Here is an 18,406-nt window from a genome sequence, read left to right as displayed (position 1 = left end):
TTGGCCCCCACGGGCAGAGCGCCGGGAGGAGTGCACCGGAATCAGAACGCCTGCCCCAACGTGATGAATATCTGCGTAGCTTTGATTCCGGGAACCGCGTTCAAGTTGTGACCGATATCGAGGCGCACTGGACCGACCGGAGTCTCATAACGGACGCCGAAGCCGATGGTGTTCGTATAGTTCGAGGCGAAGTCGCTGAACCTGATGTGCGAGTAAACGTTGCCGCCGTCGTAGAAGCCGACGACGCCGAGTCCTTTTTTGAGCGGCACCGGAATTCGAAGTTCCGAGTTGAGGATGAACAGTGCATCGCCACCAACAGGTACACGGATGCGAGCGCAGGTAGTCGGATCGGAGGGATTGCCGCAGGCGGCGATAGTCCGCTGGGGCCCTGCTCCGTTCAGCGGGAACCCTCGGAGAGTGCTGCCGCCACCAGAGAAGAATTTTTCGCTGAGCGGGACCCGGCTGCCTGCATACGGGTTCATGAGGCCAATACGGATGCTGTTGGCCCAGATGATGTTCTCGATGCCGATGTTCTTGTAGTACGCGACCTGGCCGAGGAAGCGGACGAAGTTCACGCTTGATGCCATTGGGACAGCGTTCAGGTCGAATTCGGCACTCTCGTAAATTCCCTTGTGGGCGTCCAGAGGATTGTCACGAGTGTCGCGGACGAAGGTGCCGGACAGGGTAGAGATTCGCAGGTTGCGATCGGAAACGGGCACGAGGTCGGGGATAAGAAGGTGCGAGAGCGAGGTGTAGCGCAGGTTGTACCGCAATATCACACTCTTGGTCTTCTTCGCGTCCATGAAGCGCTGGAACTGCAAACCGCCCTCGCCGATGCGTGCGGTGTAAATGGGATTTTCGCTGTTATTCTCGCCGCCGATATTTCCGGTGACGTTCCAACTGGAGTTTCTGAATGTGGGAATGTGATAGGCGAGTGAGCCGCGCTGATCGAGGCGGCTGGCAAGGCCTCCCAAGGTGAGGGTCTCCGCGCGGCCACGCATGTTGAGGCGCGTGTACTCGAACGAGCCTCGAGGTCCCCAGAAGGTCTTCTGGCTGGTTTTGAAGTTTGAAGGCAAGCCGACAGGAGGAATGCCGGGCACGGCGACCGTTCCGCTGGGCACGCTGCCGCCGCGATTGATGACTTCAAATCCGAATCCATAGGTGATCTCGTTACGTTTTTGCTCGTGCAGCTTAATGACAACGTCGTCTTCAGACTGCGTTGTTACCGGGGCGCGAGGATCGATCTCCGCCCAATCGAAGATGTTCAAGGTATAGAGTCGGCCTTCCGCGGCGAGCATCTCGGTCTCGCTTAAAGGCTGTTCAGGCTCAATCTTCGCGACGGTTTTGATGAGGGACTGCCTGGTATGGTGGCGCCCAACCGTTATCACGCGGGCGATCTGCACGCGTGGTCCCTCGATGATCTTGTAGACGACGTTGAGCTCGTGGGGATCGGAGGCACTTGGCTTGGCGACGGAACTGAAGCTGGCGTTGAGATACCCAAGGTTCAGGTAAGTTGCGAGAATCCGGTTCTTGTCCTGCTGGACGAGATATTGCGAGTAGGCTTTTCCAGTTCCGACCTCGAGTCCTTCGGGAGCAAGCTTGGAGACGGGAACGGAATTGCCAACCATCTGAAATGTTGCAGCGGTGTCCAGCGGACCTTCGTCGATGACGAACGTCAGGTGTATGTCGCCGTCGGATTCGCGTTTGATCTGGGGAATGATCTTCGTGTTGTTGTAGCCGGCGTTCTTGTAGATGGTCTGCAGGTTGTCAATGCTTTTGCGAACCAGCTCCTGGCTGTACTTGCCTTTAGTGATCATTCCGCCCTTCTCGACTGCGACGTGCGCGAGCAACTCGTCGTCGCCCATGTGCCTGTTCCCTTTCATGGAAATATCATCGACCTTGTTTCGGGGACCTTTGCGGACGTCGTAGGTGATGAGGACATTCCCGGGCTGGCGGACGACGGAGTTGGTGACCTTGGCGCTGAAGTATCCCTTCGATTGGAAGTACGACACCAGATTCTGCTGACCTTCTTCGATGACGCCCCGCTGCACGGAGTCCTCTGCCACAATCGGTATCAGTTGGCGCTTGTTCTTGCCGGAGACGCCACCGCCGATGACCTTGGTGCGAACAATAGGACCAGTGGTTACCTTGAAGTCGACGTCGGCGTGATTAGTTTGCGGATTGTAGTTCGCGGCAACCAGGTTCACCTGTGCAGTCAGATAGTGATCGGCTATGAGCTTGTTCTGTAAGTATTGGGCAACATTGGTGAGCCGCTTGTAGGAGTAGGTATCGTCGGTGTCGAGATGAGCGGCGTGAAGGCGTGCGAACACGGAGTGCATGTCTTTAGTAAGTTTGCGCGCAATTTCCGGGGACGCTCCCTGGAAATTGATTTTGCCGAACTTGGCACGCTTGCCGAGCTTGATGTGGAACACGACATTGACGAGGCCCTCCTGGAAGTCCGGTTGGATCTCGGGAGTGACAACGGCAGTGAAAAATCCGGTGCGGCGAAAAAGTGCCTCGAGGCCTTTCTGCGCTGTCGCAATGTCTTCAGTGGAGTAGGCGGTTTTCACCGGGTACGCGGCGGCCTGGAGCAATCCGCTATATGAAAAAAAGCCGGAACCGGAAAAAGTGTAGATGCCCAGATAAAGCGCTGGCTGAAGCACGAGGCGAACGTTGACGCCGTTGGCAAGTGGCCGGATCTCGACGGTGACATCGGTGAAGTGACCGACCTTCTTCAGGGCGGCAATCGACTGATCGATCTTGGCATTCGAGAACGGCTGGTCAACTTTCTGGCTGACGACATTCATCAGGTCGTTCGTGTTCAGGTCGGGACGCCCGGCGAAGATGAGCGAGGCGACGCGCTGGCCCTCATAGGCTTTCATGGCCTGCTTGGTCTGGGGTGCGGTGGCTTGCGCGAATGCGCCGGAGCAGAAACTCAGAAGGAGCAGGAATACGACAGTGATACCAATAGGAGTACGAGGGCGGGCGGTGCTACGAATTAATAGTGAAAGCGCCGTGTACAGTTTCACGCTTACGGGAACCTCGGCGAGTTCGAAATGGAGCGCGCCAGAATTCAGAGACAAAATGACGCGTTCTACTTGGATGTGATTTGTCGGGAGACGTTGTCCTGCGAAGGAGGATGGGATGCGGGTCGGAGACACGGAAGCTGCTGGAACTGATGAGAGGTGGGGATAGATCCACCTCTGCTAACTGCAACAGATGTGGGGTACCGAGGACAGATGTGAGGCACTGACACTAAAGCTTGAGCTGATGGCGGATTTCGCGGACGATTGCATCTGGAGTTGCGGAGACGTCGACGGTGGGAGTGCTGGCGGGTTCTTCGAGAGCTGCGAGTTGGCTTTCGAGCATGTCGTTGTGCATATAGTGGCCGGCGCGCTGGCGGAGGCGCTTGTCTATTAGCGCAAACGTGCCGCTCAGATACACAAACTTCACGCTCGCGCTGACGGCGAGGAGGTCGCGGTAACTTTGCTTGAGGGCGGAGCAGGCGAGCACCACATTCTTATTGTTCGCAACCCATGATTCGATTGCCTGGCGCAAGGTCCCCAGCCAGGGGCGGCGGTCGGCATCGCTAAGAGGGATACCGGCAGCCATCTTCTCTATATTCTGCGGCGAGTGATAAGCGTCGGCGTCGGCGAACTCCCAGCCGAGTTGTGTGGCCAGAAGCCTTCCCACGGTTGTTTTGCCGACTCCGGCGACTCCCATGAGGATGACGATCATGGGAGGATTTCGAAGGAATCTTTCGGGAGGCTGGCTGCGGCTTCGCGATCGAGCAGCCATGTTTCAGAGCCGGATGCAGAGTGAATGAGTTGAGCGGGCAGACGCTCCGGGTCGCGCGGTCCGAACAGGACTTCATTCACGACGCCGGCCTTTTCCAATCCGGTCACGAGAAACAGGACATCGCGCGCGGCGTTCAGTAACGGAGCTGTGAAGCTGATGCGCGACTGCTTGACTTCGTCGATGTATTCGGCAGCGACGAGGTGCGAGTTCTCATGCAGGAGCTTGGAGTGCGGGAACAGCGACGCGGTGTGTCCGTTGGTTCCAAGGCCGAGGAGGATAAGGTCGAACTTTGGAATTTCTCCCGGGGCGGCTTGGAAGAACGTGATAAGTTCGCGTTCATAGGCGGCGGCAGCGGTGTCGGCGTTTTCCAGTTCCGTATGGACGCGATGCACGTTGCCGTTGTTCAACTCGAGAGCCTCCAGCAGAGCGACTTCGGTCATGTGATAGTTGCTGGCCTTGTTGGTCGAGGGGACGAACCGCTCGTCTCCCCAGAAGAAATGGACGAGAGACCAGTCGATGCGGTCACGGTAGGGATCGTCGGCGAGCAGTTCGTAAAGACGCTGGGGAGTGCGTCCACCGGAGAGGGCGACGGCGAAGCGGCCACGCTGCTGAATGGCGGCACCGGCGTGAGCGGTGAATCGGCGAGCGGCTTCACGAGCGACGTCGTCGTCGTCGTTGCAGACAAGGATTTCGCGGTCTGAGTTTGCCAAGCGGTTCTCCGTTGAGAGTAAAGTCCGTTATCGCTCCGAGTCGAGGCTGCGCCAGCGGCGATGGTCGCCTCTGATCATGGACTGCGCCGATTCGGGGCCGTCGCTGCCGGCAGCGTAGTTCGGGAACGACGGCGGGGGCAACTGCGCCCAGGCTTCTTCAATCGGTGTGATGATACGCCACTCAGCTTCGATTTCGTCGCCGCGAGTGAAGAGCGTGGCATCTCCGCGCATGGCGTCGAGCAACAGCGTCTCATAGGCGACTGGGGTTGCAGTACCGAAAGAACGGCCATAGTCGAACTCGGCGCGGACCGGGACGGTCTTCATCTGTGAACCGGGGTATTTCGCGCCGAACGAAATCGAGATGCCTTCGTTGGGCTGAATGGTCAGCGTGATCACATTTGGTTCGACTTCTTCGTCGGGCGTGCGCGCGAACAGGGCCTGCGGCGTACGCTTGAAATGAACGCGGATCTCGGTCATAGGACGGGCGAGACGCTTGCCCGTGCGAATAAAGAAGGGCACGCCGGCCCAGCGCCAGTTGTCGATGTAAAACTCGACGGCGGCGAAGGTTTCAGTGTGCGACTGAGGGTTGACGCGCTTTTCCTCGCGATAGCCTGGAACGGGCTTGCCGTTGATCGTTCCGGGACCGTACTGGCCGCGAACGGTGCGCTTCGCGACTTCCTCGACGGTCATGGGGCGAATCGAGCGGAAGAGTTGGACTTTTTGTTCGCGGACGGCGTTGGCTTCGAAGGCAATCGGGGGCTCCATGGCGGTGAGCGCCGTCAGTTGAAGCAGGTGGTTGGCGACCATGTCACGCAACGCGCCGGTTTCCTCGTAGAATGCGGCGCGGTTTTCGACGCCAACGGTTTCGGCAGCGGTGATTTCGACGTAATCGACGTAATTACGGTTCCATACGGGTTCAAAAATGGAGTTGCCGAAGCGGAAGACGAGGATGTTCTGGACGGTTTCTTTGCCGAGGTAGTGATCGATGCGGTAGATGTCCTCTTCGCCGAAGACCTTGAGGACTTCCAGGTTCAACGCTCGGGCGGATTGGAGATCGCGGCCGAAGGGCTTCTCAAGAATTACGCGCGCCCAACCCTTCGCGTGATGGTTGAGTCCGGCGTCGCCGAGACCAGCGACGATGGGTGGTGCCAGCGAGGCCGGGGTCGAGACATAGAACAAGCGGTTGTGCGGACGGCTGGCCTGGCTTAGAGTGTCGAGCCGGGCGGAGATGCGGGAGAAGAGTTTCGGATCCTTGATGTCGCCCGTGACGTAATGCAGGCGCTCGGCGAACCAGTCCCAGCGGAGATCGTTGAAGTCGCGGGCGTCGCGGGAGGATTTGGCGGCGTCGTGCATCTGCTGGCGGAAGGCGTCGTCGGTCATCTCGGTGCGGCCGGTGCCAATCACCTGGAAGAACGGGTTCATGCAGCCGACGCAAGCGAGATCGAAGAGCGCTGGGATGAGTTTGCGCCGTGTAAGATCGCCGGAGGCACCGAAGATGACCATGAGGCAAGGTTCGGCGACGGGGAGCGGCGGCGCTTTAGGTTTCTCGACGGTGTTGGCCTGAATAACCGTGCTCATTACTTCCTGCCTTCTATGGCGAAGCCCCCGGATTGTCTGGGGACTTGTGCGTGGAATACGTTACGTTTTCTCGTGCAGCAGGTTTAGCCAATCGGTGTGGACGAAGCCGGCTTCGGGGCGATCGGCGCGCTGATAAGTGTGAGCGCCGAAGTAGTCGCGCTGGGCCTGCGTGAGATTCTGCGGAAGATGCGCGGCGGTGTAGCTGTCGAAGTAAGCGAGCGAGGCCGACATCGCCGGGACGGGAACTCCCATCGAGACAGACGTGGCAATGACGTGGCGCCAGTCGGGTTCGGCGGCGACGATCTCCCTCTGGAATTCGGAGTCCAGCAGAAGATTCGTAAGGTCGGTGCGGCGCTCGTAAGCCTGCATGATGGAATCGAGCAGGCGTGCTCGAATGATGCAACCGGCTTTCCAGATGCGGGCCATCTCCCGAAGATTGATGCCCCAGTTGTATTCGTCGGAACCGGCGCGAATCAGGCTCATGCCTTGGGCGTAAGAGCAGACCTTGGCGGCGTAGAGCGCATTCTTCACCGCCGAGATGAATGTTTTTTTATCGCTGGAATAAGGCCGGACGCCGGTGCGGCCGTATTGCTTGGCGGCACGAACGCGCTCGTCCTTCATGCTGGAGAGGACGCGGGCGTCGATGGCGGCGGCGATGGTCGGGATGGGAATGGCGAGATCGAGCGCGATCTGGGCGGTCCATTTGCCGGTACCCTTCTGCCCGGCCTTGTCGAGAACGAGGTCGACGAGGGGCTTGCCGGTTTCTGGATCGGTGACACTGAGCACCTGCGCGGTGATGTCGATCAAATAAGATTCGAGCAGGCCAGCGTTCCAACTGGCGAAGATCTCCGAGAGTTCTTTCGCCCCAAGTCCGAGTCCGCGCCGGAGAAGGTCGTAGGCTTCGGCGATGAGTTGCATGTCGCCGTATTCAATGCCGTTGTGAACCATCTTGACGAAGTGGCCGGCGCCATCGGGTCCGACGTACGTTACACACGGGCCGGAATCGCTTTTTGCGGCGATGGATTCGAGGATGGGTCGCATGTGCTCGTAGGCATCTTTGTCGCCGCCGGGCATGAGCGATGGGCCGTAGCGCGCGCCTTCTTCGCCACCGGAGACTCCCATTCCGAAAAACTTCAGGCCTTTGCCGCGCCACTCGGCTTCGCGGCGCTGCGTATCCTTGAAGAAGGAATTGCCGCCGTCGATAACTATGTCGCCGGGCGAAAGAATGGGGGCGAGTTTGTGCATCATCTGGTCGACGGGATCGCCGGCTTTGATCATCATGAGGATGCGACGTGGTGGTGCGAGAGCGGCGGCAAAATCCTGAAGCGACTTGGTGCCGACGATCTGCCGATCAGCATTCTGGGCAACAAAGCGATCGACCCAATCGGGCTCAAGGTTCCAGACGGCGACTTTGCGGCCGTGGTCTTCAATGTTGAGGGCGAGGTTTTGTCCCATAACCCCGAGGCCTATGATTCCGAATTGCGCAGTATTGGTGATCACGTCCGTCGTTGCCATTGAAAACTCCTTGTGGAATGAATCCGGCAGGATCGTTATTCACGTGAGCGGAAATGATATGCGTCACGGCTCGCTCCCTGCAATGGATGCGAAAGCAGGGAGTTGGGATTCGGAGCGAATTCGTTCAGAATTTCTGAAGGAAGAATTAGAAAAGCGGCGAGGGTTGCCGTTTTGTGCCACGCGGCGGTAGCTTTGGGAGTCTCAGTGAAGCGGGAGTGACCGCACCGCGGTTCTGATTGCTTCGGGTGTTGTGGTTACCTCTGTGCATCTCGCAATTTCGCAAGTACACTAGTAAATCGATTTTGTGGGAGGGTTAACGTAATGCGCCATTCTCTTTCCGCGCGTCGTGTTGTCCTTATCTCTTTTCTCCTATTCTCCATTGCAGCCGTTGCACAACAACCGTTCACCGTGTCGCCTGCGGTTGAGAAGCGGATCGACGCTCTCCTGCAGAAGATGACGGTTGAAGAGAAGGTCGGGCAGCTTGTTCAGTATTCGGCGGGCAGTCCGACGGGACCGGGAACGGGACGCAACGATTACCCCGACATGATCGCGGCGGGGCAGGTCGGCTCGCTCTTCAATCTCTCGGGAGCGAAGAAGACGAATGAAATGCAGCGGATCGCGGTGGAGAAGTCGCGGATGCATATTCCGCTAATCTTCGGGCAGGACGTGATCCACGGACTGCGAACAACGTTCCCGGTTCCGCTGGCGATGTCGTCGACATGGGACATCCCGCTGATCGAGCAGTCAGCGCGAATCGCGGCGCTTGAAGCGGCAACGGAGGGTATCCGCTGGACGTTCTCTCCGATGGTCGATATCGCGCGAGACGCGCGATGGGGGCGGATCACAGAGGGCGCGGGAGAAGATCCGTATCTCGGTTCGCTGGTCGCGGCGGCGTATGTTCGCGGTTACCAGGGGACGAAGCTCAACGATCCGATGTCGATCGCAGCGTGCGTGAAGCATTACGTCGGATACGGGGCGGCTGAGGGTGGACGCGATTACAACACGACTGATATGTCCGAACGCACTCTGCGACAGATTTACTTGCCGCCGTTTCACGCCGCGGAAAATGCCGGCGCGGCGACATTCATGAGCGCGTTCAATTCGCTGGACGGAGTTTCGTCTTCGGCAAACGCGTTTACGTTACGGCAGGTGTTGCGCAAGGAGTGGGGCTTCCGGGGATTTGTGGTGAGCGACTGGAATTCGGTGGGAGAACTGATTCCGCAGGGATTGGCGCTCGATCCGTCACAGGCAGCCGAGAAGGCCGTGCTGGCTGGCGTGAATATGGACATGGAGAGCAACGCGTACCACACCAGCCTGGTGCAACTGGTGCGCTTGGGCGCGGTGCCGATGGCTACCCTCAATGAGGCGGTCCGGGAAGTGCTGCGCGTGAAGTTTGCGCTGGGTTTGTTCGATCATCCTTATGCGGACGAATCGAAGTCGGCGATGGAAGGACCGCTTCCGGAGGCTTCGCGAGAGACGGCGCGGAAGGCGGCCGAGGAGTCGTTCGTGCTATTGAAGAATGCTTCTGTCAATGGGACGCCGGTTCTGCCGTTGCAAGCCAAGGCGGGACGGACGATCGCGCTGATTGGGCCGATGGCGGACGATGCCGTGAATATGGCGGGATCCTGGGGCGGACTGGCGCAGAAAGACGATGTCGTGACGCTCTACAAGGCGCTGACGGATTTCGTGGCGAAGTCGAACATGAAGCTGGTGTATCAGAAGGGTGTTTCTCTTGTAGAGCCCGAGAACCAGGGGTCGGACGACATCCCAGCGGCGGTGGAAGCTGCGCGGAGAGCCGACGTGGTTCTGCTGGCATTGGGCGATGACGCGGGGCTGATGTCGGGCGAGGCGGCGTCGCGGGCGCACCTGAAGATGGCGGCGAATCAGCGCAAACTGATCAACGAAATCACCGCACTCGGAAAGCCGACGGTGATGATCCTGTTCAGCGGGCGTCCGCTGGTGCTGACGGATGTGGAGCCGAAACTGAGCACGATACTGCTGGCATGGTATCCGGGGGTAGAGGCGGGGCCGGCGCTGGTGAATACGCTGTTCGGGATGTCGAACCCGAGCGGGCGTCTGACGGCCACTTTCCCGCGGGCTGTGGGACAGGAGCCGCTTTACTACGACTACCTCAATACCGGGCGTCCGGCACTCAATGCCGACCTGACGCATTTGCCGCGGAACGGAGAGGAGAAATACCTGTCGCGCTATATCGACGAGCAGAACTCGCCGCTGTATCCGTTTGGGTACGGACTCTCCTACAGCACGTTCAGCTTTACGCAGCCGAAGCTCAGTGCTACGACAACGAGTGCGGCTGCGCTGAACGCGCGCAAGCCGGGCAGCGAAGTTCATGTGACCGCCGAAGTCAAGAACACGAGTTCGCGTGCAGGAACGGAAATCGTGCAACTCTACGTCGGGCAGCGCGGCACGAGCGTTGCGCGTCCGGTTCACGAACTTGAGGGATTCCAGAGACTGACGCTTGGGCCGGGAGAGTCGAAGACCGTGGAGTTCACGATTGGGCGGGATCAGCTTGCGTTCTGGAATATCGATATGAAGGACGTGGTTGAACCGGCGAAGGTGAATGTCTGGGTCGCGCCGAACTCGGCAATTACGGCGCAGCCAGTGGAGTTTGAAATAAAACCGTAAGACCGAAGATCAGGTGAACCGAAGAACCACCAAAAAACCGAAGATCGGGTGAACAAGAAGAAGGGTTCATCCGATCTTTGTTTTTACTCTCCAGGGACAAACCTGTATTTCGCCCTGAAACAATTGTTCCGTTTCAGGCCTTTAGCTTCGGTTTCCAAATGTACAGGTGACCATCGTCGCTGGACGTGGCGATTTCGAGTTTGCGCAGTTTGGAAGCGCGGTTCAGCGCCGAGCGGATGTTGGCCTTGGAGTCGGGGAGTTCCGCCAAGGGGATTTTAAGCGCTCTTCCGTCGGATAACGTTTCAAGATCGCGCAGGATTTCGGCGACGATGGAGAAGTGTTTTCCGTGGCGGCCATGGGGAAGATCGTCCTGCGAGATCGAAGCGAATGCTCGCCGTTCTGTCGAGTTTTTTCCTTGTTTCTGCATACCGGTTGGTGTCGGGCGATTAGATGCCTTAAACTATCGTTAACGTAGCGTAATAGATGCGTGTTGGTATAGTGACGTTGCTTTGGCGGGTAGATAACCGCCATGTGTCCGAGAAATTAAAGACTTAGCCCGTACAAACCGATTGCTGGTAGCCTTTGCGGAGTGGGGTAGGGCCTCGTGACAAACACCAAGTTTCCAACCGTCTCCCTTGATGAATTGAAGGCGCAGAGACTGCAACCGGAAGATTTTCCCCTTCGTCCGGTTGTTCTGGTCGTGGACGATGAACCGATCATCGCCGACACTTTGGTAGCGATTCTTTCCGCGTCAGGTTACGTTGCAGATGCGGCCTACAATGGCGAGAGTGCGCTGGAAATGGCGCAGATAATTCCCCCGGAATTGCTGATCTCCGACGTGGTGATGCCGGGGATGAGCGGGGTATCGCTGGCGATCTCGATGCGGCAGACTTGCCCGGATTGCCACGTATTGCTGTTTTCGGGGCAGGCGGCCACGGGCGACATCCTGCTGGACGCTCGAAAGCAGGGGCACGATTTCAATATCCTCGCCAAGCCAGTTCATCCCCGGGATTTGCTTGCGCATGCTGCGCGACTGCTGGCCAGCGCTTGAAGGGTTTCTGGCTCGCCGGGCAGAGCTTCGCGGCCGCGTAAGTGTTTCCTTGCCCAGATGAAACTGAAGGCTCATGATGGACTCCTGTGCGCGTGAGGCGCGCCAGGAGCAGGAATGAGCGCATCCGCGGATTTCGACAACGAATTTCAGGCAGTCCCCGGTATTCTTTTTGTCGATCACGTGGCGATTTCGGTGCCGAGCGGGGCACTGGAGGCGCAGGTCGAGGCGTACAGGATGCTGGGTTTCCAGGAAGTGCATCGCGAAGACGTCGGCGGGAAAGACCAGGTGCGCGAAGTACTACTGCGAATCGGGGACGGGCCCAACCTGATCCAGTTACTCGAGCCTTTGTCGCCGGAGTCGCCGGTGCAGAAGATGATCGAGAAAAATGGTGGGCGCGGCGGACTGGCGCACGTGGCATTTCGGGTGCGCAATGCGCGGGCCGCATTCGATTACCTGAAACAACGCGGCTTCAGCATCATTGATAAGGCGCCGCGTCCGGGCTCGCGCGGGACTACGGTCTTTTTCCTGCACCCGAAATCGCGTGCGGAGAATCCCTTCGGGTTCCTGATCGAATTTGTGGAAGAGCCCGAATAGAGTGGAATTTCTGGGGCTATTATTGTCCCAGCCGCTCTGGACGGTTACACTTTTCAATACAGGGTTGCATTCATGAGAAATCTCACCAGTGTGGTGCTTGCCGTTTTAGCTGTTATTTCTCTTGCCGCGTGCCGCAAGTCGAGCGACCAGTTCCGCCACTATCCCGTGGAAGGCAAGGTGCTTGCCGTTAATAAGGACAAGAAGACGCTGACGATCGCTCACAAGGAAATTCCGGGACTGATGGGCGCGATGACGATGGACTACAGTGTGAACGATGGCTGGGTGATGCGTGCGGCGAAACCGGGCGACCACATCACGGCCTCGTTAGTAATGGATCCCGAGGGAGCGTATCTGGAGAACGTGGTGTTGACCGATACCGGCACGCCGATCGATCCCAGCACTAGTTCGCTCCACGAGCCCGTTCCGGGGGATACGCCGCCCGATTTCGCCTTCTCGAACCAGGACGGGAAACAGGTGAAGTTGAGCGAGTTCCGGGGAAAACCGGTGCTGTTAACGTTCATCTATGCGCGGTGTCCGCTGCCGGACTACTGCATCCGGATGAGCGACAACTTTGGACTGATCGCGCGCGAACTCAAGCAGAACGATCCTGCCATCTACGGCAAGCTGCAGATGCTCAGCGTGAGCATTGATCCGGAATTCGATACACCGCCGGTTCTGAAGAATTATGGAAAGAGCTTTGCCGGGAATGTCGATCCAAAATTCGAGCACTGGCAATTTGGTTCGGCGAATCCAAAAGATACACGGGCATTCGCGAACTTCTTCGGTCTTTCGTACGACAAGGAAGGGGACCAGATCGTGCACAGCCTGCGGACAGCGTTGCTCGACCCCTCGGGGAAAATCGCGGCCGTGTACAACGGGAATGACTGGCGTCGAGACGATGTGATTCGGGATTTGAAAAAAATGAACTAGCATTCCGTGATACTGATTCAGTGATACTGGTTGTTACAGGACACAGGATAAGAGGCTCCGAACGAATCGGAGCCTTTTCCCATTCGCACTGCCTGTCGTGGCCGAATGCTGAATGCTGATGTTCTAGCTAGTGCACTGTCACGGTCGAAGGACGGGCGCTCGCGCACTTTTCGACAATCAACTCGCGCATGTGTTTGACGACCCCGGGAAGGGCCTTGGCGACCTCGGAACTTAGCTGCGAGCCGTATCCGAAGCATTCGCCGGTGACGGTCATGAGCATGGCTTCTGGCACACGATGGAAGATTCTCTGCGAGAGGCCGAGCAGGGTCGAAGGATCGATATGGTGCACGAGGGTCTCACCGGTCGGACGATTCGCGGGCAATACGCGGCGGCTGTGGATGGTTCCGGCAACGCCGTCCATGTCGGCGTCGACGAAAAGGGCGAGGTCGGCCCGGGAAACCTTTTCGGCAAGTTCGGGAGTCAACTGCTGGCATTCGATGAACTCGATGTCGCCGCCGTTTACGGATTGCTTCAGTTTTTCGACGGCCTGGATTCCGAAGGAATCGTCGCTGCGCAGGGGGTTTCCGAAACCGATTACGAGCACCTTGGCCATAATCGCCTCCTCGTTAGTTTCAGGCTAGCAATGAGGTGCGGGGCATGATGTGAGGCGCATCACCGGATCGTGTGGCGACTGAAGGCCAGGGAGGCTTATTACGAGGAGCACAGCTAGCAGATACGGGGCAACTGCTCGCCGGTGATCATGTCGACGATGCGCGTCGTGCCGATACGGCTCTTCAGGGTGACTATACCGGGCGACTCCTTCTTCACAGCTCCAATCCGGGATGCAAATTCGCCGCCGTGGCCAGAGCGCAAAATCTCCAGGGCACGGTCGACCTGCTTCTCAGGAAGGATCACTGCCATCCGGCCTTCATTGGCGAGGTAAATAGGGTCAAAGCCAAGGACCTCGCAGGCGCCGAGGACGTCATCACGAACGGCGATCCTGGTTTCTTCAATGGCGATTTGCAGCTTGGAGGCTTCTGCGATCTCGATGAGCGTGGTTCCCAGACCGCCGCGAGTGAGGTCACGCAGGCAGTGGAGTTCCAGGCCGGCATCGAGCAGGCGCTGAACGGTGCCGTTCAGTGGGGCGCAGTCGCTCTCGATGGTGGTTTCAAATTCGAGACCCTCGCGCGCGGCCATGATGGCGATCGCGTGGCGTCCGACGTCGCCGCTCAGGAGCACGGCATCGCCATCTCGGACGCTGGCTGGCGAGATGGACAGATTGTGGTCGACGATCCCGACGCCCGCGGTGTTCAGGAAGATGCCGTCTCCCTGTCCCTTGTCCACGACTTTCGTATCGCCGGTCACGAGTTGGACGCCGGCGGTATCGGCCGAAGAGCGGAGGCTCTGTACGACAGCCCAGAGGGTCTCCATGGGAAGACCTTCTTCGAGGATCATTCCGCAACTGAGATAGAGCGGGCGGGCGCCGCACATGGCGAGGTCGTTAACGGTACCGTTGACGGCGAGCGAGCCGATGTCGCCGCCGGGGAAAAATAGCGGGTGAACGACGTAGGAATCGGTAGTGAAGGCGAGTCGGGTGTTGCCGACAGGAAAGACGGCGCCGTCGTGGCGCGACTCCAGCAGATCGTTGCGGAAGGCCGGGAGCACCATCTTTTCGAGAAGCTGATGCATCAACTTGCCGCCGCCGCCGTGGGCGAGCGTGATGGTCGGGTAGTCGCTGATGGGAATGGGACACTCCAACTTGAACTTTGGCGTGGCGACTTCGTGTCCCTTTGTATCCTTTGTGTTCTTCATTTGCTCACGTGCCTGTAACGGAAATATGCGGCGCACGCGCCTTCGCTGGAAACCATGGGCGCGCCGAGCGGCTTCTCTGGCGTGCATTTGGTGCCGAATGCCGGGCAGTCTTCCGGCTTCACGCGGCCCTGCATCACCAATCCGCTCAAGCAGTCGGGGCTCTCGGGGGCATCGTAGTCGGCGAGGCCGAATTTCAATTCAGCATCGTACTCGGAATATTTCTTGCTGAGGCTGAGGCCGCTGTTGGGAATCTCGCCGATGCCGCGCCACTTGCGGCGAGAGACAGAGAATACCTCGCGAATGAGTTTCTGCGCCTCGACGTTGCCGTCGCGGCGAACCGAGCGCCTGTACTGGTTCTCAACCTCGGCGCGGCCTTGCTCGAGTTGGGTAACGCACATCAGGACGCCCTGAAGAATGTCGAGTGGTTCGAAGCCGGTTACGACAATGGGGACGTGGTACTTCTTCGCGATCGGTTCGTACTCGGTGTAGCCCATCACGGTGCAGACGTGTCCGGCGGCGAGGAAGCCTTGGACTTTGCAGTCGGGTGAACCGAGGATCGCTTCCATGGCGGGCGGAACGAGAACATGGGAGACGAGAACGGAGAAGTTCTTGATCCCCTCCTGGTGGGCCTTGAAGACGGCCATGGCATGCGCGGGAGCGGTGGTTTCGAAGCCGACGGCGAAGAATACGACTTCTTTTTCGGGATTTTGTTTCGCGATCTGAACGGCGTCCGTCGGGGAGTAGAGAATTCGGACATCGCCGCCCTGTGCTTTCACCGAGAAGAGATCGCCTTCGGTGCCGGGGACGCGCAGCATGTCGCCGAAGGAGCAGAAGATCACGTCGGGACGTCGGGCGATGCGAAGCGCCTTGTCGATTTTTTCGAGCGGTGTGACGCAGACCGGGCAGCCGGGGCCGTGCACGAGCGTGATTTCTTTCGGCAGTAACTCGTCGATTCCGTATTTCACGATGGAGTGTGTCTGGCCGCCACAGATTTCCATGAGAGTCCATGGAGACTTCGTTACTTTGGCAATGGCGCGCGCGTATTCCTGTGCGACGGCGGCATCCCGGTATTCGGTTACATATTTCATAACTTCAGTTCTTCGGGGGATCCGACGAGAGTTCCGCCAGTTTGCCCCATCTGTGCCAGGTACTCAAATACCTGCTTTGCCTCGCCTTCGTCGATCTTGCTGATAGCGAAACCGACGTGTACGAGGACGTAGTCTCCGATGTTCGCTTCGGGAACATAGGCCAGGCTGATTTCTTTCTTGATCCCGCTGAAGTCGACACGGGCGACGCGAGCGAAGTCCTCGCCTCTAATGCTTTCAATTTTTCCGGGAACGGCGAGACACATAACTATTCCTTTGCAGGCGCGCGCAACTGACGGGCCGCCGCCATGATTTGTCCGACCGAAATACCGCCGTCATTGGGCGGAATTCGCTGATGCCAGTAGACGCGATAGCCGGCATCGCTGAAGCGCCGGATTGCGAGTTCGGTCAGAAGTTTGTTCTGGAAGCAGCCACCGGTGAGAACGATCTTGCTGTCCGGCGAGGTTCGCTTGGAAAACACCTGTTCGGCTGCGGTGAGCATCATGCTCACGAGCGTGTTGTGGAACTTCCGCGCAATCAGCGCGCCGGCGACCCCACGCCGAAGATCTTCAAGGATGGCGAGGATCATCGGTTCCCAATCGAGTACCAGAGGGCCTGATTCGTTTGTGTTCTTCAGAGCGTATTCGTCGTCCGTTGCTGCCGCGGTGGCGAGTGCTTCCAATTCCATCGCGGCCTGACCTTCGAAGCGAACGGTCTGGCGCAGATCTAGGAGCGATGCCACGCCATCGAAGAGGCGGCCGGCGCTCGAAGTTCGCGGGGAATTCAGGCCGTGCTCCACCATCGCGACGATCGTCTTTAACTCGGCAGGCGTGAAGGCCCGAACCGGTGCGAGGCCGTGCTTCTCCTTGAGATTCGCCCCGAATAATTCGTGGAGGATACCAAGGGCGCTGCGCCGAGGTTCCTTTACGGCTCGCTCGCTGCCCGGTAGGGTAAAGGTCCGAAGATGAGCTGCGCGTTCGAAGCCGGTTTCGTCTACCCAGAGAAACTCTCCGCCCCAAACCGTGCCGTCCAGGCCGTAGCCGCTACCGTCCCATGAGACTCCGAGCACTGGTGCATCGAGTTCGTTCTCGGCCATGCAAGCCAGCACGTGCGCGTAATGGTGTTGCACGCTAATGAGCGGGAGACCGGTGCGGCGCGCGTACTCGGTGGACATGTAGTTGGGGTGAAGGTCGCAGGCGATTGCTTGCGGTGCAAAATCGTAAAGCTTTTTGAAACTCTCGATGACGTGCTCGAAGGCGCTGTAGGCTTCCTGAGTTTCCAAGTCGCCAATGTGTTGGCTGACGAAGACCTGGTTTCCGATGGATGCAGCGATCGTGTTTTTCTGGTGCGCTCCAACTGCGAGGATCGGGGGGAGGGCGTCTTTGGTGAAGACGGGCAGCGGTGCGAGTCCGCGAGCGCGGCGAAGCACGAGTTCGCGATCAGCTACGACGCGGACGATGGAGTCGTCGGCGTGGCGCACGATGGGGCGGTTGTGCACAAGGAAGCAGTCGGCGATATTGTGGAGACGTTCCAGGGCCTCGCGTTCGTCGATGCAGATTGGTTCGTCGCTGAGGTTGCCGCTGGTGGCGACGACGGGAAAATTCAGCTCACTGAGGAGCAGGTGATGCAGCGGTGTGTACGGAAGCATGGCGCCGATGCACGGATTCCGTGGCGCGATGAGGGGGCTGATCCCGCTGCGCGGATACGGCTTGCGCTTTAACAGCACGATGGGCGACTCGGGCGAGCAGAGTAGGCGCTCTTCGGCCGGGCTGACCTCGCAATCGCCACGAATGGAGAACAGTCGCGGAAACATGAGGGCGAGCGGTTTTTCTTCGCGGTGCTTCCTTTCGCGGAGAGTCTTCACGGCCTCGTTATTGCGGGCATCGGCCAGCAGGTGAAAGCCGCCGAGGCCTTTCACGGCGACGACCTTCCCGGCGCGGATGGCACCGGCGGTCATGTGCAGGGCATCGTCGCGATCGCCGATTCGCACGCCATTCTTGTCCCAGAGCTGGAGTTGCGGACCGCACTGAGGGCACGCGTTTGGCTGCGCGTGGAAACGGCGATTCGCGGGATCGCGGTACTCGCGCTCACAGTCCTGGCACATGGTGAAGCGCCGCATCGTCGTTGATGGGCGGTCATACGGGAGGGCTTCGATAATCGTGAATCGCGGGCCGCAGTTGGTGCAGTTGGTGAACGGATAGCGATAGCGACGGTTCTGCGGGCCGGAGATATCCGCCAGGCAGGCAGGGCAGGTCGCGATGTCGGGTAACACGAGGACGGATTTTTCTCCGCCGCTACTCTCGTGGATAGTGAAGTCGGAGCAGCCGACCGGGTCCAGGAATGAGCTTTCGAGACTCTGGATGCTGGCGATGGCCGGTTTATCCCGTTCGATGCGGAGTTGGAATTCGCGGAGACGCTCGGGATCACCCTCTACTTCCACGAAAACTCCGGCGGCAGTGTTGCTGACCCAACCGGGAAGAGCGAGTTCTTTCGCGAGGCGAAAAACGAATGGGCGAAAACCGACACCCTGGACAGCACCACGGATCACCATACGCAAGCGCCGGGCAGCGCTGGTTGATTGAGCGACCTGGAGTTGTTCAAGCATCGGTTGTCCCCGGCAGGCAGATTTCTCCGACGCCTCCAGCCTAGACGCCGATCTCACCGGCGGCCATGACAGCGGTCACGGT

15 protein-coding genes are annotated in these 18,406 nt (G+C 58.9%); 4 read left to right on the top strand and 11 right to left on the bottom strand.

Going from position 1 to position 18,406, the window contains the following annotated elements:
- Positions 1-41: 41 nt before the first annotated feature.
- The 5 genes from ROO76_05140 to gndA all read right to left on the bottom strand — a co-directional run bounded on the left by ROO76_05140 (position 42) and on the right by gndA (position 7,601).
- Positions 42-3,083 carry a POTRA domain-containing protein gene (locus tag ROO76_05140; protein ID MDT8067534.1) on the bottom strand — a complete coding sequence of 1,014 codons (3,042 nt, stop codon included), beginning with the start codon at positions 3,081-3,083 and terminating at the stop codon, positions 42-44.
- 172 nt (positions 3,084-3,255) lie between these two features.
- Positions 3,256-3,738: a gluconokinase gene (locus tag ROO76_05135; GenBank protein ID MDT8067533.1), complete on the bottom strand. Its 483-nt coding sequence runs from the start codon at positions 3,736-3,738 to the stop codon at positions 3,256-3,258.
- Positions 3,735-4,508: a 6-phosphogluconolactonase gene (pgl, locus tag ROO76_05130; protein ID MDT8067532.1), complete on the bottom strand. Its 774-nt coding sequence runs from the start codon at positions 4,506-4,508 to the stop codon at positions 3,735-3,737. The genes ROO76_05135 and pgl overlap by 4 nt, the downstream gene beginning before the upstream one ends.
- A gap of 27 nt (positions 4,509-4,535) precedes the next feature.
- Positions 4,536-6,086: a glucose-6-phosphate dehydrogenase gene (gene zwf, locus ROO76_05125; GenBank protein ID MDT8067531.1), complete on the bottom strand. Its 1,551-nt coding sequence runs from the start codon at positions 6,084-6,086 to the stop codon at positions 4,536-4,538.
- Positions 6,087-6,146: 60 nt separating this feature from the next.
- Entirely contained in the window at positions 6,147-7,601 is a 1,455-nt protein-coding gene (gene gndA, locus ROO76_05120; protein MDT8067530.1) for an NADP-dependent phosphogluconate dehydrogenase, read from the bottom strand.
- A 321-nt stretch (positions 7,602-7,922) separates the two neighbouring features.
- On the opposite strand from gndA, the gene bglX reads away from it, so the two are divergent.
- Positions 7,923-10,247: a beta-glucosidase BglX gene (bglX, locus tag ROO76_05115; protein ID MDT8067529.1), complete on the top strand. Its 2,325-nt coding sequence runs from the start codon at positions 7,923-7,925 to the stop codon at positions 10,245-10,247.
- 133 nt (positions 10,248-10,380) lie between these two features.
- On the opposite strand, the gene ROO76_05110 is transcribed toward bglX, so the two are convergent.
- Entirely contained in the window at positions 10,381-10,674 is a 294-nt protein-coding gene (locus ROO76_05110; GenBank protein MDT8067528.1) for a hypothetical protein, read from the bottom strand.
- Positions 10,675-10,851: 177 nt separating this feature from the next.
- Here ROO76_05110 and ROO76_05105 point away from each other — a divergent pair, with 177 nt between their 5' ends.
- The 3 genes from ROO76_05105 (at position 10,852) to ROO76_05095 (ending at position 12,822) form a co-directional block, all read left to right on the top strand.
- The gene (locus ROO76_05105; GenBank protein ID MDT8067527.1) at positions 10,852-11,298 is read left to right on the top strand and encodes a response regulator; all 447 of its coding nucleotides are present in this window, start codon (positions 10,852-10,854) and stop codon (positions 11,296-11,298) included.
- Between the two features lie 114 nt (positions 11,299-11,412).
- On the top strand, positions 11,413-11,892 hold the full coding sequence (locus ROO76_05100) for a VOC family protein (protein MDT8067526.1): 480 nt from the start codon (positions 11,413-11,415) through the stop codon (positions 11,890-11,892).
- Between the two features lie 72 nt (positions 11,893-11,964).
- Positions 11,965-12,822, top strand: coding sequence for an SCO family protein (locus ROO76_05095; protein MDT8067525.1), 858 nt, complete (start codon positions 11,965-11,967; stop codon positions 12,820-12,822).
- Between the two features lie 127 nt (positions 12,823-12,949).
- Here ROO76_05095 and ROO76_05090 read toward each other — a convergent pair whose 3' ends face one another.
- The 5 genes from ROO76_05090 to hypF form a co-directional block, all read right to left on the bottom strand.
- Positions 12,950-13,435: a hydrogenase maturation protease gene (locus ROO76_05090; GenBank protein MDT8067524.1), complete on the bottom strand. Its 486-nt coding sequence runs from the start codon at positions 13,433-13,435 to the stop codon at positions 12,950-12,952.
- A 113-nt stretch (positions 13,436-13,548) separates the two neighbouring features.
- On the bottom strand, positions 13,549-14,634 hold the full coding sequence (gene hypE, locus ROO76_05085) for a hydrogenase expression/formation protein HypE (protein ID MDT8067523.1): 1,086 nt from the start codon (positions 14,632-14,634) through the stop codon (positions 13,549-13,551).
- Positions 14,631-15,722, bottom strand: coding sequence for a hydrogenase formation protein HypD (gene hypD / locus ROO76_05080; protein MDT8067522.1), 1,092 nt, complete (start codon positions 15,720-15,722; stop codon positions 14,631-14,633). The genes hypE and hypD overlap by 4 nt, the downstream gene beginning before the upstream one ends.
- Positions 15,719-15,985: a HypC/HybG/HupF family hydrogenase formation chaperone gene (locus ROO76_05075; GenBank protein ID MDT8067521.1), complete on the bottom strand. Its 267-nt coding sequence runs from the start codon at positions 15,983-15,985 to the stop codon at positions 15,719-15,721. Before ROO76_05075 ends, hypD begins: the two co-directional genes overlap by 4 nt.
- Positions 15,986-15,987: 2 nt before the next feature.
- Complete coding sequence (gene hypF, locus ROO76_05070; GenBank protein ID MDT8067520.1) at positions 15,988-18,324, bottom strand: carbamoyltransferase HypF; 2,337 nt, start codon at positions 18,322-18,324, stop codon at positions 15,988-15,990.
- Between the last annotated feature and the right edge of the window lie 82 nt (positions 18,325-18,406).

The organism is Terriglobia bacterium (genome assembly GCA_032252755.1).
In the GTDB taxonomy this organism is placed as follows: Bacteria; Acidobacteriota; Terriglobia; order Terriglobales; family Acidobacteriaceae; genus JAVUPY01.
Note: the sequence above shows the minus strand (reverse complement) of the source record. Positions and strands in the feature narration are given on the sequence as shown.

Coding starts and splice junctions, on each gene's coding strand:
- hypD (MDT8067522.1), bottom strand. CDS start 15,722: ATGAAATATGTAACCGAATACCGGGATGCCGCCGTCGCACAGGAATAC.
- ROO76_05095 (MDT8067525.1), top strand. CDS start 11,965: ATGAGAAATCTCACCAGTGTGGTGCTTGCCGTTTTAGCTGTTATTTCT.
- ROO76_05100 (MDT8067526.1), top strand. CDS start 11,413: ATGAGCGCATCCGCGGATTTCGACAACGAATTTCAGGCAGTCCCCGGT.
- ROO76_05075 (MDT8067521.1), bottom strand. CDS start 15,985: ATGTGTCTCGCCGTTCCCGGAAAAATTGAAAGCATTAGAGGCGAGGAC.
- hypE (MDT8067523.1), bottom strand. CDS start 14,634: ATGAAGAACACAAAGGATACAAAGGGACACGAAGTCGCCACGCCAAAG.
- ROO76_05135 (MDT8067533.1), bottom strand. CDS start 3,738: ATGATCGTCATCCTCATGGGAGTCGCCGGAGTCGGCAAAACAACCGTG.
- zwf (MDT8067531.1), bottom strand. CDS start 6,086: ATGAGCACGGTTATTCAGGCCAACACCGTCGAGAAACCTAAAGCGCCG.
- hypF (MDT8067520.1), bottom strand. CDS start 18,324: ATGCTTGAACAACTCCAGGTCGCTCAATCAACCAGCGCTGCCCGGCGC.
- gndA (MDT8067530.1), bottom strand. CDS start 7,601: ATGGCAACGACGGACGTGATCACCAATACTGCGCAATTCGGAATCATA.
- ROO76_05090 (MDT8067524.1), bottom strand. CDS start 13,435: ATGGCCAAGGTGCTCGTAATCGGTTTCGGAAACCCCCTGCGCAGCGAC.
- ROO76_05110 (MDT8067528.1), bottom strand. CDS start 10,674: ATGCAGAAACAAGGAAAAAACTCGACAGAACGGCGAGCATTCGCTTCG.
- bglX (MDT8067529.1), top strand. CDS start 7,923: ATGCGCCATTCTCTTTCCGCGCGTCGTGTTGTCCTTATCTCTTTTCTC.